Source organism: Mycobacterium sp. IS-1742 (genome assembly GCF_001500125.1).
GTDB lineage: Bacteria > Actinomycetota > Actinomycetes > Mycobacteriales > Mycobacteriaceae > Mycobacterium.
In genome coordinates this window covers 123,323-138,432 of sequence record NZ_LQIV01000001.1, presented here as the reverse complement: position 1 = coordinate 138,432, position 15,110 = coordinate 123,323, and the positions used below count along the sequence as shown (strand labels likewise).

Annotated in this window: 15 protein-coding genes; 7 read left to right on the top strand and 8 right to left on the bottom strand. The window is 67.4% G+C overall.

All coding sequences use genetic code 11. From position 1 onward, the window contains the following. Positions 1–47: 47 nt before the first annotated feature. Positions 48–959 carry an IclR family transcriptional regulator gene (locus AU196_RS00725; protein WP_059093165.1) on the bottom strand — a complete coding sequence of 304 codons (912 nt, stop codon included), beginning with the start codon at positions 957–959 and terminating at the stop codon, positions 48–50. An 89-nt stretch (positions 960–1,048) separates the two neighbouring features. Here AU196_RS00725 and AU196_RS00720 point away from each other — a divergent pair, with 89 nt between their 5' ends. The 3 genes from AU196_RS00720 to AU196_RS00710 are packed head-to-tail and all read left to right on the top strand — an operon-like array spanning position 1,049 to position 4,120. Then, positions 1,049–2,176, top strand: a complete 1,128-nt coding sequence (locus AU196_RS00720) for a hypothetical protein (RefSeq protein WP_059093164.1) — start codon at positions 1,049–1,051, stop codon at positions 2,174–2,176. A 1-nt stretch (position 2,177) separates the two neighbouring features. After that, positions 2,178–2,963: an SDR family oxidoreductase gene (locus AU196_RS00715; protein WP_059093163.1), complete on the top strand. Its 786-nt coding sequence runs from the start codon at positions 2,178–2,180 to the stop codon at positions 2,961–2,963. 2 nt (positions 2,964–2,965) lie between these two features. Continuing rightward, entirely contained in the window at positions 2,966–4,120 is a 1,155-nt protein-coding gene (locus AU196_RS00710; RefSeq protein ID WP_059093162.1) for a sulfotransferase family protein, read from the top strand. Here AU196_RS00710 and AU196_RS00705 read toward each other — a convergent pair. Continuing rightward, the gene (locus AU196_RS00705) at positions 4,095–4,589 is read right to left on the bottom strand and encodes a hypothetical protein (RefSeq protein ID WP_059093161.1); all 495 of its coding nucleotides are present in this window, start codon (positions 4,587–4,589) and stop codon (positions 4,095–4,097) included. The two genes, AU196_RS00710 and AU196_RS00705, sit on opposite strands and share 26 nt — an antisense overlap. Beyond that, positions 4,586–5,749 carry a 3-ketosteroid-9-alpha-monooxygenase, oxygenase component gene (locus AU196_RS00700; protein WP_059093160.1) on the bottom strand — a complete coding sequence of 388 codons (1,164 nt, stop codon included), beginning with the start codon at positions 5,747–5,749 and terminating at the stop codon, positions 4,586–4,588. The genes AU196_RS00705 and AU196_RS00700 overlap by 4 nt, the downstream gene beginning before the upstream one ends. A 181-nt stretch (positions 5,750–5,930) precedes the next feature. On the opposite strand from AU196_RS00700, the gene AU196_RS00695 reads away from it, so the two are divergent. Further along, positions 5,931–6,911, top strand: coding sequence for an MOSC domain-containing protein (locus AU196_RS00695; RefSeq protein WP_231737242.1), 981 nt, complete (start codon positions 5,931–5,933; stop codon positions 6,909–6,911). 4 nt (positions 6,912–6,915) lie between these two features. Here AU196_RS00695 and AU196_RS00690 read toward each other — a convergent pair whose 3' ends face one another. From AU196_RS00690 to AU196_RS00675, 4 genes are read right to left on the bottom strand one after another with little or no spacing between them, the layout of a single operon-like run. Next, on the bottom strand, positions 6,916–7,797 hold the full coding sequence (locus AU196_RS00690) for a TIGR03619 family F420-dependent LLM class oxidoreductase (RefSeq protein WP_059093159.1): 882 nt from the start codon (positions 7,795–7,797) through the stop codon (positions 6,916–6,918). A gap of 2 nt (positions 7,798–7,799) precedes the next feature. After that, positions 7,800–8,978: a thiolase family protein gene (locus AU196_RS00685; RefSeq protein WP_059093158.1), complete on the bottom strand. Its 1,179-nt coding sequence runs from the start codon at positions 8,976–8,978 to the stop codon at positions 7,800–7,802. Beyond that, positions 8,978–10,054 (bottom strand): thiolase family protein, encoded by a 1,077-nt coding sequence (locus AU196_RS00680; RefSeq protein WP_059093157.1) that lies wholly within the window; start codon positions 10,052–10,054, stop codon positions 8,978–8,980. The genes AU196_RS00685 and AU196_RS00680 overlap by 1 nt, the downstream gene beginning before the upstream one ends. Before the next feature lie 11 nt (positions 10,055–10,065). Beyond that, positions 10,066–11,055, bottom strand: a complete 990-nt coding sequence (locus tag AU196_RS00675; RefSeq protein ID WP_059093156.1) for a Zn-ribbon domain-containing OB-fold protein — start codon at positions 11,053–11,055, stop codon at positions 10,066–10,068. A gap of 70 nt (positions 11,056–11,125) precedes the next feature. On the opposite strand from AU196_RS00675, the gene AU196_RS00670 reads away from it, so the two are divergent. From AU196_RS00670 to AU196_RS00660, 3 genes are read left to right on the top strand one after another with little or no spacing between them, the layout of a single operon-like run. After that, entirely contained in the window at positions 11,126–12,157 is a 1,032-nt protein-coding gene (locus AU196_RS00670) for an LLM class F420-dependent oxidoreductase (protein ID WP_059093155.1), read from the top strand. A gap of 43 nt (positions 12,158–12,200) precedes the next feature. After that, positions 12,201–12,929, top strand: coding sequence for an acetoacetate decarboxylase family protein (locus tag AU196_RS00665; protein ID WP_059093154.1), 729 nt, complete (start codon positions 12,201–12,203; stop codon positions 12,927–12,929). Positions 12,930–12,937: 8 nt separating this feature from the next. Then, positions 12,938–14,137, top strand: a complete 1,200-nt coding sequence (locus AU196_RS00660; protein WP_197415673.1) for a cytochrome P450 — start codon at positions 12,938–12,940, stop codon at positions 14,135–14,137. A gap of 61 nt (positions 14,138–14,198) precedes the next feature. On the opposite strand, the gene AU196_RS00655 is transcribed toward AU196_RS00660, so the two are convergent. Then, entirely contained in the window at positions 14,199–15,038 is an 840-nt protein-coding gene (locus tag AU196_RS00655; protein WP_059093152.1) for a type IV toxin-antitoxin system AbiEi family antitoxin, read from the bottom strand. Between the last annotated feature and the right edge of the window lie 72 nt (positions 15,039–15,110).

The window sequence follows — 15,110 nt, the reverse complement described above, 5'->3', positions numbered from 1 at the left end:
ATACCCGTCACCTTGCGATGTGAAACAAACCGACTCGACATCGCCTGCTAGCGGGAGGGTTTCGCACCGCCGATCTGGCGGGTGACGGCGTCCGCGGTGGCCACCACGCGCCGTGCGCGCCGGACGATCTCGGTGGCGCTCAGCGATCGCCCGACATGCAGGGACACCACCATCGCCTGACGGCGGTGTTGATCGAAGACCGGTGCCGAGATCACGCTGATGTCGTGCCGCTGGCGGGCGTCGGCGGCGGTGTTCTCACTGCGCAGGTACACCCGCTCGCCGATATCGGACACCATCTCCCCGAGCAGGGCGCGCAGTTCGTGCGGCAGCGTGCTGGACATTCCGGCCATCAACGCATACAGGCGTTGTCCAGCAGGGGTCTGCCGTTCGACCAGGTAGCCGTCGGTGCGGCACTCGGCGATCACCCGGTTGAGCCGGTCGCCGTCGGTACGCAGCGGGATGGTCGGTTGCTTGGCCAGCCACGCCGCCACCGCGGCGTCGTCCCACAGCACGAACATCAACCCGACAGGTGGGGCGAACGGGTAACTCTGCCCCACCTGCACGGGCGGGGGAACCGCGTGCGGTGCCACGAGATCGAGGACGGTGATGCGGTCGTCGACGACCGCCGAGAGGGCGGCTGTGCTCCCGGCCGCCGCGCACAGCCGGCGCAGTTCGTCGCGGGCGGCCGGGCTGACGCGCATCGACTCCTGGGCGGTGTGACCGAGTGCGATCAACGCCGGCCCCAACCGGTAGGACTTGTCCCGCGTGTCGCGCACCAGGTAGCCGGCTTCGACGAGAGTGCTCACGATGCCGAGGCACGTCGGCTTGCTGAGATCCAGCCGCCGTGCCAGATCGGAGAGGCCGAACCGTTCGTGGGGATGGCGCGCGAGGAAGTCGAGAACCGCCACGACGCGCTGCGTGGGCGGCGACCGGCGGCCGGCGACGGGATCCTGAGGCACGTCAGAAATGTACCTCTTCGGTACAAATATGGAACAGCAGTTTCACGTGGTCCGTTGACGCCGATGAGAACACGTTCTAGTTTCAGAGCGTGTTCACCACACCGCTGGCCGAGGCGATCGCCGAGGCCGAGAAGCTCGTCGCCGCCGCCCCGTTCATCGATTCCGAGGCCGACCTGCTCGAGGGGCTGCAGTACCTCGCGGGCTGTATCGCCGCGTGCACACATGTCGCGTTCGACTACGACCGCGACCATCCGTTCCTGCACAGCGGCACCGGCCCGTTCACGAAGATGGGCCTCGACAACCCCGACACCCTCTATTTCGGCACCCGTGTCCAGCCGGGCCACGAATACGTGGTCACCGGAAAGCGCGGCACCACCACCGACGTCAGCTTCCAGCTGCTCGGCGGCGAGTACACCGACGAGGTGGTCCCGGACAGTGAGACCGCATTCGACGACCGCAAGCTCGACATCGCCGCCGACGGCACGTTCGAGTGGCGCTTCACTCCCGAGGTGCCGTCGCAGCTGGTGATCCGCGAGGTCTACAACGACTGGTCCGCCCAGCGCGGCACGTTCGCGATCGCGCGCACCGACACCGCGGGCACGGCGCCGCCGCCGCTGACCCGCGAGCTCATCGAGAAGCGTTACGCCGTCGCGGGAAAGCAACTCGTCCAGCGCGTCAAGACATGGCTGCAGTTCCCGCAGTGGTTCTACAACGACACCCCGCCCAACACCATGGTGTCGCCCCGACTCACCCCCGGCGGCCTCGCGACGCAGTATTCGTCCGCCGGACAGTTCGACCTCGCCGAGCACCAGGCCCTGGTCATCACCCTGCCGGTCACCGATGCGCCCTACCTGGGCTTCCAACTCGGCAGCCTCTGGTACATCTCGCTGGACTACATCAACCACCAGACATCGCTGAACGGCACTCAGGCGCAGGCGGATCCGGACGGAAAGATCCGCATCGTCGTCTCGGACCAGAATCCCGGGGTGGCGAACTGGGTCGAGACGCTGGGTCACCGCAAGGGGTTCCTGCAGTTCCGCTGGCAACGGGTGTCGCGCGAACTCACACCCGCCGACGGGCCCACGGTGGAACTGGTCGACGTCGACGAGGTCGCCGCGGCGCTGCCCCACTACGAATCGAACAAGATCTCGGACGAAGACTGGCGTGCGCGGATCGCGCTGCGTCAGAAGCAGATCGGCGAAAGAATGGTGGGCTGACATGGCGTTCGGACTCCTGCAGGACAAGGTCGTCGTCATCAGCGGCGTCGGACCTGCGCTCGGCACAACACTGGCGCGGCGTTGCGCCGAGGAAGGCGCGGACCTGGTGCTCGCCGCGCGCACGGTCGAGCGGCTGGAGGACGTCGCCGCGCAGATCACCGGCCTCGGACGACGGGCGCTGTCCGTGGGTACGGACATCACCGACGAAGCGCAGGTGAACAAGCTCGTCGAGGAATCGGTCGCGGCCTACGGCAGGGTCGACGTGCTGATCAACAACGCGTTCCGCGTGCCGTCGATGAAACCGTTCGCCAGCACCACGTTCGAGCACATGCGCGACGCCATCGAGCTGACCGTCTTCGGCGCGCTGCGCATGGTGCAGGCGTTCACGCCGGCGCTGGCCGCGGCCAACGGGTCGGTCGTGAACGTCAACTCGATGGTGGTGCGCCACTCGCAGGCCAAGTACGGCGCCTACAAGATGGCCAAGTCGGCGCTGCTCGCCATGTCGCAGACGCTGGCCACCGAGCTCGGTGAGCAGGGCATCCGGGTGAACTCGGTGGCTCCCGGATACATCTGGGGTGACACGCTCAAGAGCTACTTCAACCACCAGGCGGGCAAGTACGGGACGACCGTCGACGAGATCTACCGGGCGACCGCGGCGGCGTCCGACCTCAAGCGGTTGCCCACCGAGGACGAGGTGGCGTCGGCGATCCTGTTCATGGCCAGCGATCTGTCCAGCGGGATCACCGGGCAGACACTGGATGTCAACTGCGGGGAGTACAAGGCCTGACGATGAGCACACACACCCCGAGAACAGATGTGGGCACGGTCGAGGATCTGCACGCGTCGGCCGTGAAGGCCTGCGGTCTGGACGATTTCGGCTCCGACGACGACAACTATCGAGAGGCCCTCGGCGTGCTTCTCGAGTCCTACCGACGCGATGCCGACCTCACCGAGTTCGGCAGCAAGATGCAGCGGTTCTTCGTCCGCAATGCCCTTGTCGCCCGGCTGGTGTCCGAGGCGGCGTTCAAGCAGTATCCCGAACACGCCGACGTGCCCATCCGGCGGCCGATCTTCGTCACCGGACTGCCGCGGACCGGCACCACGGCCGTTCATCGGCTGCTCGCCGCCGACCCGCGGCATCAGGGTCTGGAGTTGTGGCTGGCCGAATTCCCGCAACCGCGCCCACCGCGCGAGACCTGGTCGCAGAACCCGGTGTTCCAGCAACTCGATGCGCAGTTCACCAAGGCGCACGAGGAGAACCCGGACTACACCGGCCTGCACTTCATGACCGCCGACGAAGTGGAGGAATGCTGGCAGTTGCTGCGGCAGTCGCTGCATTCGGTGTCCTACGAGACGCTGGCTCACGTGCCCACCTACTCGCAGTGGCTGGCGCGCCAGGACTGGACCAAGCCCTATCAGCGGCACCGGCGCAACCTTCAGCTCATCGGGCTCAACGACCGCGAGAAGCGCTGGGTGCTCAAGAATCCCAGCCATCTGTTCGCGCTGGACGCGCTGATGGCTACGTATCCGGACGCGCTCGTGGTGCAGTGCCACCGCCCGGCCGAGACGATCATGGCGTCCATGTGCTCCCTGGCCCAGCACACCACCGAAGGCTGGTCGAACACGTTCGTCGGCGACGTCATCGGCGCCGACTCGATGGAGACGTGGTCGCGCGGACTGGAGTTGTTCAACGCCGAACGCGCCAAACATGATCCGGCGCAGTTCTACGACCTGGACTACTTCGCGCTGATCAAGGATCCGATCAGCGTCGTCGAGGACATCTACCGCAACTTCGGTATCGAGTTCACCGAGTCGGCGCGCGAGGCGATGACGAAGACTCACGAGGCGAGCCAGCAGGGTCCTCGCGCACCGAAACACACCTACTCGCTGGCCGACTACGGCTTGACCGCCGAACAGGTCAGGGAGCGCTTCGCGGGTCTGTGAGCTCACCGTCGCCGGGGGAGGGTGCGGTGGAACTCTCCTCCAGACACCCCTCTGCGACAGCGTGTTTGATGCTGTCGGCCAATCTCGGGCAGGTCCTGGTCCGAGCCGGCTGCCCGCCGGCCTCACGGATCTCGGTGAAGTGCGCGCAGCGCTGCGACGCGTCGGAGTTCCACTGCACCGAGGTGTGGCCGCGCCCGAGTTTCTTGACCTTGACCGAGACGTGGCAGAACCGGCAGTCGACCTCCACCAGGCCGGAATTGAGGTAACGCTCGCGGTCCCGGCGCGTCGCCTCGCGCACCGCCGCCGCCCGTTCCTCGTCGTCGGCGAAGCTCGGCGCCTTCGACCAGCTCTTGCGGCCGCCGGGGGAGGGTGCGGGGTGGTCGTGATCGTCGTCGTGGGCGCCGTGCAGCAGGAGCATCGACCGGGCCAGACGGTCGACCTCGGCGTCCTGCTCCTCCGGTGAGGTCATGACGTCGGCTGTTCGGCTTTCTCGGCCTCGGCCTCGCGGCGCGCGAGGTTCTCCTGGACCTCGGAGTTCCAGTACTCGTTGGCCGCGGTGGTGTCGACCTCGACCTCGAAGCGGTCGGTCATCTCGGGGGTCACATCGGCGACGTCGACGTAGAACTGCTGATACCAGCGACGCAGCTGGTACACCGCGCCGTCCTCTTCGACCAGCAGCGGGTTGTCGATGCGCGTCTTGTGCTTCCAGATCTCGACGTCCTGCAGGAAGCCCTTGCTGACCCCGTCGGTGAACGTCCGCGACAGTTTGTCGGTCATCTTCTCGTCCATGCCCTTGGGCTTCTCGACGATGACGCCCCACTGGAGCACGAACGAATCCTGCGTGACCGGATAGTGGCAGTTGATGAGGATGGACTCGGCCTTGTAGCCGCCGTAGTTGTTGTGCAGCCAGTTGATCATGAACGACGGCCCGAAGTACGACGCCTCCGAGTCGAGGTGTGCCTCACCGTAGGTGGTGCCCATGTCGTTGACGTCGGGCCGGCCCACGTTGTGCAGATACTGGCTGGCGATATGGCCTTCGAAGACGTTCTTGAAGTACGTCGGCAGCCCGAAGTGGATGTAGAAGAAGTGCGCCATGTCGGTGACGTTGTCGATGATCTCGCGGCAGTTGGCGCCCTCGATCAGGATCGAGTTCCACCGCCAGTCGGTCCACTCGTCGCTGGCGAACTCGGGGATCTCCGGGATGCGCACCTCGGGGGGCGGCGGGTTGCCCTCGTGGTCGTGCCAGACGAAGAGAAGCCCGCTGCGCACGTCGGTGGTCCAGGCGCGGGTGCGGGCCAGTCGCGGTGTCCGCTTGGCGTAGGGCACGAGCTTGCACTTGCCGTCGCCGCCCCAGCGCCAGTCGTGGAAGGGGCAGGCGACCTCGTCGCCCTTGACGGTGCCCTGGGACAGGTCACCGCCCATGTGCCTGCAGTAGCCGTCGAGGATCTTGACGTCGCCCTTCGAGTCGGCGAACACGACGAGTTTGGTGCCGAACGCCTCGACCGAGTGCGGTTCGCCGTCGAGGTAGTCCGTGACCGGGCCGAGGCAGTGCCAGCCCCTGGCGTAGCGGTCGGGCAGGGTTCCGGTGTCGATCTCGCGTATGCCGCTGTGTGCGGTCTCGGTACTCACCTGGGCGCCTCCAAAGTCCTGGCCTCGATGTCGAGCCCTCTAACTAGAACACGTTACAGTTTTGTCCGCTGGTCTCGCAATCACTGGCGCGTGACCTGGGGCATACCCCTCCGACGGGGGTTCTGAACGGATATCGGCCCGGCCCCTGCCGCCGGCCCGCCGTTGGCCGTACGGTTGCCGCATGCGAGTCGGTCAGGTCGGCGGAATGTGGCGGTATCCGGTCAAATCCCTCGGTGGCGAGGCCCTCGAGCAGGCGGAATTCGGCCCGCGCGGTGTGCACGGCGACCGGTTGTGGGCGGTGCGCGACGTGGAACGGGACATCACCGCGACCGCCCGGCGGGTACCGGCGCTGCTCAAAGCGACCGCGCGCTACTGCGCGCCGCCCCCGCCCGACGCCGGCCCCGGCCGGGTTCCCGACGTCGAGATCACGTTCCCCGACGGCACGGTGGTGCGCTCCGACGACGCCGCCGTCCACGCCGAACTGTCGGAGCTGGCCGGTCGGGAGATGCGGCTGACCGCATTGCCGCCCGCGTCCGACACCAGCCTGCACCGGCTGGGCCTCACCGACCGCAACCATTCGCCGATCGCCTCACTGCGCTCCGATTTCGGGATCGCCGACGGCGAACGCCTGCCCGACCTGTCGATGATGCGGATCTCGGACCTGACGATGTTCGCCCGCTACTCGACGCCGCCCGGCATGTTCGTCGACCTGGCACCCGTCCACGTGATGACGACGGCCAGTCTGGCGACCATCGGCGCCGCGATCGGCGAGGCCGACGTCGACGTCCGTCGTTTCCGCCCCAATGTGCTGCTGGCCGCCGACGACTCCGGTGACGGACTCCCGGAGGCGCACTGGACGGGCGGGCACCTGATGCTCGGCGGAACGGTGCTCGAGGTGACCATGCCGACCATCCGCTGTGTGGTGCCCAGTCGGGCGCAGCCCGGCCTGGAGGTGGACCGCCGGATCACCAGGGCGGTCGCCGACCGGGCGGACCGATGCCTGGGCAGCTACTGCTGGGTCGACACCGGCGGGGTGGCCGGCGTGGGCGACGAGGTGACGTTGAAGCCGTACCGGCGCAGCGCGCTCGCCGACGCCGCGAAACGAGGGAAACGCATGGTCTTCGGACTCGCCACCACGGCGGTCGGCCGGCTGGCGCGGTAGGCCGTCAGGCCTGTTGCCAGCCCGAGTGGATGTAGGTGTCGGCGAACCGCTTCATCGAATCCTTCTTCTTCTCCAGCGGCGCATCGAAGCTCAAGCCGTCGAACATCCACGGGATCACGATGTTGTCGGTGACACCGGCCTCGGCGAGCTCGCGGTGGCCGTCGACGCCGAACTTGTCGATGCACACCGCCTGGAACTCGAACGGCTCACCGTCCCGGCCGAACTCGACACGCAGATCGTTGAGCTTGCGGATCGTCTCGGCCAGTTGCGCACCGGTCATCATGGCGCTGGTCCAGCCGTCACCCACCCGCGCCGCCCGCTTCAGTGCGACGTCGGTGTGGCCGCCCACGTAGAACGGCACCGGTTCGGACGGCGCCGGGCTCATCTGCAGCCGGTCGAAATCGAAGAACTCGCCGTGGAATTCGACCATGCCGCCGGCCAGCACCAGTCTGATGACCTCGATCATCTCGTCGACCCGCTTGCCGCGCCGGGCGAACGGCACCCCGCACCACTCGAACTCCTCCGGCGCCCAGCCGATTCCGACACCGAAGCCGAACCGGTTGTGCGTCAGGTTCGCCACCGATCCGACCTGGCGGGCCAGCAGCAGCGGGTTGCGCGACCCGAGTTTCATCACGTTGGTGTAGAACCGCAGCGTCGAGGTGACCGCACCCATCGCCGCGGCCGCGATCAGCGGGTCCACCCACGGCGTGTCGGCGCTCCACATCCGCGAACCATCGGGCGTATACGGATAGTCCGCCGCCTGCTTCTCCATGTAGAACAGCGAATCCGGCAGCGCGATCGCGTCGAAACCGACCTCTTCAGCGCATTTCGCGATCTCCGTCAGTTCATCGATGGGACCCATCGCGATACTGACCGTGTACTTCATGGTCACGACTGCGTCCGCTTGTCGGAGCTCACCACCCACATCGAGTAGTACTGCGATCCACCGCCGTACGCGTGCCCCAGGGCCTTAAGGGCGCCCTCGACCTGGTGCTCACCGGCCTGGCCCATCACCTGGATGGCGGCCTCGGCGAAGCGGATCATCCCCGACGCGCCGATCGGGTTCGACGACAACACACCGCCCGACGGGTTCACCGGAAGCCGGCCGCCGATCGCCGTCTCACCGGCCTCCGTGAGCTTCCAGCCCTCACCTTCGGCGGCGAAGCCGAGGTTCTCCAGCCACATCGGTTCGAACCAGGAGAACGGGACGTAGATCTCGGCCACGTCGATCTCGTCGATCGGGCTGCTGATCCCGGCCGCCTCCCACAGCGCCTTGGCGGCGTCCCGGCCGGCCTGCGGGTTCACCTGATCGCGGCCCGCGTAGGCCAGCGGTTCGGTGCGCAGCGCGGTGGCGTGGATCCACGCCACCGGATGTCCTTCGCCGACACGCCGATCCGCCGTCTCCTCGTCGCCGATCACCAGCGCGCAGGCACCGTCGGACGACGGGCAGGTCTCGTCGAAGCGGATCGGGTCCCACAGCATCTGCGAACCCAGCACCTTTTCCAGCGTGATGTCGGGCTGATGAAGGTGGGCCAGCGGGTTCTTGGCGCCGTTGAGCCGGTCCTTGACGGCGACCATGGCCCCGATGTGCGTCGGGGCGCCCGAACGGCGGATGTAGGCGCGCACGTGCGGTGCGAAGTAGCCGCCGGCGCCCGCTCCGACCGGCTTGGTGAACGGCACCGGAATGCTCAACGCCCACATGGCGTTCGATTCGGACTGCTTCTCCCACGCCATGGCCAGCACGCGACGGTACTTACCGGACTGCACCAGGCTGGCCGCCACCACGGCGGTCGAACCACCGACCGAACCGGCGGTGTGCACGCGGATCATCGGCTTGTTGGTGGCGCCGACGGCGTCGGTGAGGAACAGCTCGGGCATCATGACGCCCTCGAAGAAGTCCGGCGCCTTGCCGAGCACCACGGCGTCGATGTCGTCCATCGTGGCGCCCGCGTCGGCCAGCGCCCGGTCGATGGCCTCGCGCACCAGGCCGTTCATCGACACGTCCTGGCGTTTGGCGACGTACTTGGTCTGCCCGGTGCCGAGCACCGCTGCCATGTTCTTTGTCATCAGTTCCTGCCGTCCCTTCCCTCGAGGACCGCGACCAGATTCTGTTGCAGCGCAGGGCCGCTGGTGGCGTGTGCGAGCACCCGCCGCGCCGAGCCGTCGAATATGTGGCGGGCCGCGAAGCCGATCCGTTCCAGGCCGGCCGAGAACATCGGATTGGCCGCCAGCGGACCGCCGGACGGATTGACCTTCGTCGAATCCGACAGCCCGATGGCCTCTTTGAGGATGAGGTGCTGGTGGGTGAACGGCGCGTAGATCTCGGCGACGTCGATCGAGCCGGTGTCGCCGCCGGTGGCCGCCTGCGCGGAGGTCGCCGTCGACGGCGACGTGGTCAGATCGCGGGCGCCCAGGACCGGCGTCTCGATGCGGTGCTCGAAACCCGTGATCCAGGCCGGGTTCTCGCGGAGTTCGCGGGCCCGGTCACCGGCGGCCAGCACGATCGCCGAGGCGCCGTCGGTGATCGGGGCGATGTCGTGACGACGCAGGGGGTCCGCGAAGTAGGGCCGTTCGAGCAGTTCCTCGACGGTCTTCGCGGGCTTCTCGGAATCGGTGCGGCCGGCGGCGGCGAACGAATCCAGTGCCACCTGGGCCATCTGCTCGGCGGTCCACTTCCCGGCGTCCAGTCCGAGCCGCGCCTGCAGGCCGGCGATCGACACCGAGTCCGGCCACAGCGGCGCCACGGTGTACGGGTCCGTCTGCAGTGCCAGCACGCGGCGCAGCGTGCCCGCGCTGGACTTGCCGAAGCCGTACACCAGCGCGGTCTCCACCTCGCCGGTGAGGATCTTGATGTACGCCTCGTAGAGCGCCCACGCGGCGTCCATCTCCACGTGCGACTCGTTGATCGGCGGGACGGCGCCGATGGAGTCGATCGCCGAGATGAACGAGAAGGCGCGTCCGGCTAGGTAATCGGACGATCCGGAGCACCAGAAGCCGATGTCGGCCTTCGTGATGCCGAGGTCTTCGTAGAGTTCGGCGAAGCACGGCATCAGCATCTCGACGCCGTTGGTGGTGCCCTCGGTGCGGCGCACGTGTGGTGCGTGCGCGAAGCCCACCACTGCTACATCGTTCGAGCCTGTCATGAAGGGCCTCTCTAGAGGTGATGCTTGTAGGTGTCGTACTCGGCGTCGGGCTCGCCCGTCGGCCGGAAATGGCTGATGTTGTCGATGCCCAGCCCCCACTCCTCGCGGGGCTTCCACACCGCCTCCACCCGCATGCCCATCCGCACCTGGTCGGCCTCGATCTCGGTGACCAGATGCAGGAACGGGATGTCGGCACCGTCGAGCAGCACGTAGGCCGCCACGTACGGCGGCTTGATGCGCTGGCCGGCGAACGGGATGTTGATGATCGCGAACGTCGTCACCGTGCCCTTGTCGGGAAGTTCGACGAACTCGGTGGTGGGCCGACCGGTGGCCGGATCCGCTTCGCGCGGCGGGAAATACAGCTTGCCGTCCTTGCCGGTGCGGGCGCCCAGCAGCTTGCCTTCCTGCAGGGCCCGCAAGAAGGTGCTCTCCGGCGCCGACGCGGTGTGCTGGATCTCGATGGCGCTGGGCACCACCAGCATCGTCACCGGGTCCTTGTCCGACGGTTCGCCCTCGGGCTCCGCGTCCTCCCCGAGCGCGAAGTACGCGATGTCGGTCATCGCGCCGACGGGCTCGTCGACCCAGTGCGCGTGCACCCGCGTGCCGGCGCTGATCTTGTCCGCGTCGCCCGCGTCGACCGCGTGCAGCAGGGGGGTGTCGGCGCCGTCGAGTTTGATCAGCGCCCACGCGAACGGATGCTGCAGCGGCTGGCCCTCGAGCGGTTCGGGCTGCCACGTCCACGACACGACGGTGCCGACACCGGCCACCGGTACGATCTCCGTCAACCGTTCGTAGGTCACCGGGTCGTATTCGGCAGGCGGCACGTGTACGCGTCCGTCGGAGCCCCGCACGCCGACGATGCGCTTCTCGCGCAGTGCGGTGAAGAACTGGCCGAGCAGTGGCCCGACCGAACGGGTGTAGTCGAAGGACAACTTCAAAGGCGCCGAGAGGGGCGGTTCATGCGTCTCGATCAGCGCCGGGCTGCTTTGGCTGGCGGTCACAGCACAAAGTAGAACAGGTTCTAACTATGGTTTCAAGGGACCGTCTAGGCAGGCTAGGGAAGGCAACGCGATGAAGCTCGGACTCCAGCTCGGATATTGGGGCGCACAGCCGCCGACCAACCACGCTGAACTCGTCGCGGCGGCCGAGGAGGCGGGGTTCGACACCGTCTTCACCGCCGAGGCATGGGGTTCGGACGCGTATACGCCGCTGGCCTGGCTGGGGGCGTCGACGCAGCGCATGCGGCTGGGCACCTCGGTCATCCAGCTCTCGGCGCGGACGCCCACCGCGTGCGCGATGGCGGCCTTGACGCTCGACCACCTGTCGGGTGGGCGCCACATCCTCGGCCTCGGGGTGTCCGGTCCGCAGGTCGTCGAAGGCTGGTACGGGCAACGCTTCCCGAAGCCGCTGGCACGCACGCGTGAGTACGTGAACATCCTGCGCCAGGTGTGGGCCCGTGGGGCGCCGGTGACCAGCGACGGCCCGCACTATCCGTTGCCGCTGAGCGGGGAGGGGACCACCGGGCTGGGCAAGGCGCTCAAGCCGATCACCCATCCGCTGCGGTCCGACATCCCGATCATGCTCGGTGCCGAGGGGCCGAAGAACGTCGCGCTGGCCGCCGAGATCTGCGACGGATGGCTGCCGATCTTCTACACCCCCCGCATGGCCGACACCTACAACGCATGGCTCGATGAGGGGTTCGCCCGCCCGGGTGCCCGTCGCAGCCGCGAGGACTTCGAGATCTGCGCGACCGCTCAGGTCGTCATCACCGACGATCGGCCCGCCACCTTCGAGATGATGAAGCCGTTCCTCGCGCTGTACATGGGCGGGATGGGCGCCGAGGACACCAACTTCCATGCCGACGTCTACCGGCGGATGGGTTACTCCGAGGTGGTCGACGACGTCACCAAGCTGTTCCGCAGTAATCGCAAAGACGATGCGGCCAAGGTCATCCCGGACGAACTCGTCGACGACGCCGCGATCGTCGGCGACATCGACCACGTGCGCGAGCAGATCAAGCTCTGGGAAGCCGCCGGTGTGACCATGATGGTGGTCAGTGCGCGCTCGGCCGAACAGGTCAGGGAACTCGCAGGGCTGGTGTAGACAGTTCTTGCGACCTGTCTAGAACACGTTCTAGATTGACCGGATGACGGATACGGTCTCGCAGCACACGATCCAGGACACGGTGCTCACCATGCCGGTGCGCATCCGCAAAGCCAACACCCACGTCGCGATGTTCTCTGTCGCCGCACCCGCCGCCCAGCGCATGATCGACTACACAGGTCTGCGGGTGTGCGAGTACCTGCCCGGTCGGGCGGTCACGATGCTCATGCTGGTGCGCTACGTCGACGGTGACCTCGGGAAGTACCACGAGTTCGGCACCGCGGTCATGGTCAACCCGCCCGGTTCGAACGCGAAGGGCCCGGGTGCGCTGGCGTCCGCCGCGGCGTTCATCCACCACCTGCCCGTCGACCAGTCCTTCACTCTGGAGGCCGGCCGCCGCATCTGGGGATTCCCGAAGATCATGGCCGACTTCACCGTGCGGGAGACGCCGCGATTCGACTTCGAGGTCAGTGAGAAGGATACGTTCATGGCCGGCATCGAGTTCGGCCGCGGCGTGCCGATCCCGTCGGCGCTCACCGCCCGGCCCCAGATCCTCAAGACGTACACCTGTACCGACGGTGTGCTGCGGGAGATCCCCTGGGAGATGCGCAACAGCGGGATGTCGGTGCGGCTGGGCGGCGCACGGCTGCGGCTGGGTGACCATCCCTACGCGCGCGAACTCGCCGCACTCGGTTTGCCGAAACGGGCCTTCGCGAGCCAGGCGTCTGCCAATGTCGAGATGACATTCGGTGACGCACAGGAGATTCGATGACGCAGACGTTGAGCACCAAACCGGACGTCGACCTGACCGACGGCACGTTCTACGCCGACGGGCCGGCCGCGCGGGAGGCCTACCGGTGGATGCGGGCCAATCAGCCGGTGTTCCGCGACCGCAACGGCCTCGCGGCGGCCACGACGTACCAGGCCGTCCTCGACGCGGAGCGCAACCCGGAGTTGTTCTCGTCGACCGGCGGCATCCGGCCCGACCAGCCGGGGATGCCGTACATGATCGACATGGACGACCCGGCACACCTGTTGCGCCGCAAGCTCGTCAACTCCGGGTTCACCCGTAAGAGGGTGATGGACAAGGTGCCCTCGATCGAGCGGCTGTGCGACACGCTGATCGACGCGGTGTGCGAACGGGGCGAATGCGACTTCGTCCGCGACATCGCCGCACCGCTGCCGATGGCGGTGATCGGCGACATGCTGGGGGTGCTGCCGCAGGAGCGCGAGATGCTGCTGACGTGGTCCGACGACCTGGTCTGCGGCCTGAGCTCCCACGTCGACGAGACGGTGATCCAGAAGTTGATGGACACGTTCGCCGCCTACACGGCGTTCACCATGGACGTGATCGCCAAGCGGCGGGCCGAGCCGACCGACGACCTGTTCTCGGTGCTGGTCAACGCGGAGGTCGAGGGTTCGCGGATGACCGACGACGAGATCGTCTTCGAGACGCTGCTCATCCTGATCGGCGGGGACGAGACGACCCGGCACACCCTGTCCGGGGGCACCGAGCAGATCCTGCGGCATCGCGACCAGTGGGAGCGCCTCGTGGCGGACGTCGACCTGCTGCCGGGTGCGATCGAGGAGATGCTGCGCTGGACGTCGCCGGTGAAAAACATGTGCCGCACGCTGACCGCCGACACCGAGTTCCACGGCACGGAGCTGAAGTCGGGCGAGAAGATCATGCTGATGTTCGAGTCGGCCAACTTCGACGAGTCGGTGTTCGGTGATCCGGACAGCTTCCGGATCGACCGAAATCCCAACAGCCACATGGCATTCGGGTTCGGCACGCACTTCTGCCTGGGCAATCAGCTGGCGCGGTTGGAGCTGCGACTGATGCTCACCAAGGTGTTGCAGCGCCTGCCCGATCTGCGGTTGGCCGACGACGCCGCCGTCCCGCTGCGGCCGGCCAACTTCGTCAGCGGCCCTGAGTCGATGCCGGTGGTGTTCACGCCGACCGCGCGGGTGCTCGACTGACTTGGCTGACTCGCCGAGTGTGCGCTCACTGCGAAAAAAGTGGTGAGATTTCGCAACAGCTTCACACTCGGCGGGCCCAGGCGGCTTGCAGCCGACCGATGATGCCCCCTTCGGTGTCGCGTGAGGTGACCCGGATGTCGATCCAGCCGAGTTCGGTGACGTCGTCGTGCCTGTGGATGTCCCTGTTGAAGCGGTCCGGGTCGCGGTGGTGGGCGCCTTCGTAGTCGAGCGCGACCTTCATGTGTTCCCAGCCCATGTCCACGACGGCGACGAGCTGACCGTATTCGTCGTACACGGGGATCTGCGTCTGCGGGGGAGGGAACCCGTTGCGGATCACGAGGAGCCGCAGCCAGGTCTCGCGTGGTGATTCGGCGCCCGGGTCGACGAGGCCGAGGGTGCGTCGGGCCCGGTGGATTCCGCGACGGCCCCGGTACCGCTCGGCCAGGAGTTCGACGTCCGCGATCTTCAGGTGTGTCGCTCGGGCGAGCGCGTCGATCGCCGCAACGGCCTGCCCCTCGGGATTCCGGCAGGCGATGTCCAGGGCGGTTCGGGCCGGCGTCGTCACCGGGACGCCGTTGACCACTTCGATCTCGTCGTCCGGCAGGCGGTCCCACCATGTGTGGATGCCTGACGGTGGATGACGGTTGTCGTGGATGATCTCCGCGGGTCGATGCGCGTCCACCCATCTGGCGCCGTGAAGGGCGGCAGCAGAGCCGCCGCCGAGCACGCCGCGGCGTCGCGACCACAGCCAGGCGGCCGTCGCGCGCGCCCTCGCCGTCAGATCGGTGCCGCGCGGCACATAGACACCGGGGTAGACCACGGCGAACCGACTGCGCAAGGCGTACGGGCTCAGCCGTCCCGCCGCGACCGCCTCGCTTCCGATGAACGGCTCATCGCCCATGCGGGGAGTCTGCCTTCGGAGACCGACAGGCTCGCGAGTGTGAACTGGTTGCGAAAACCTCAGCGGAATTTC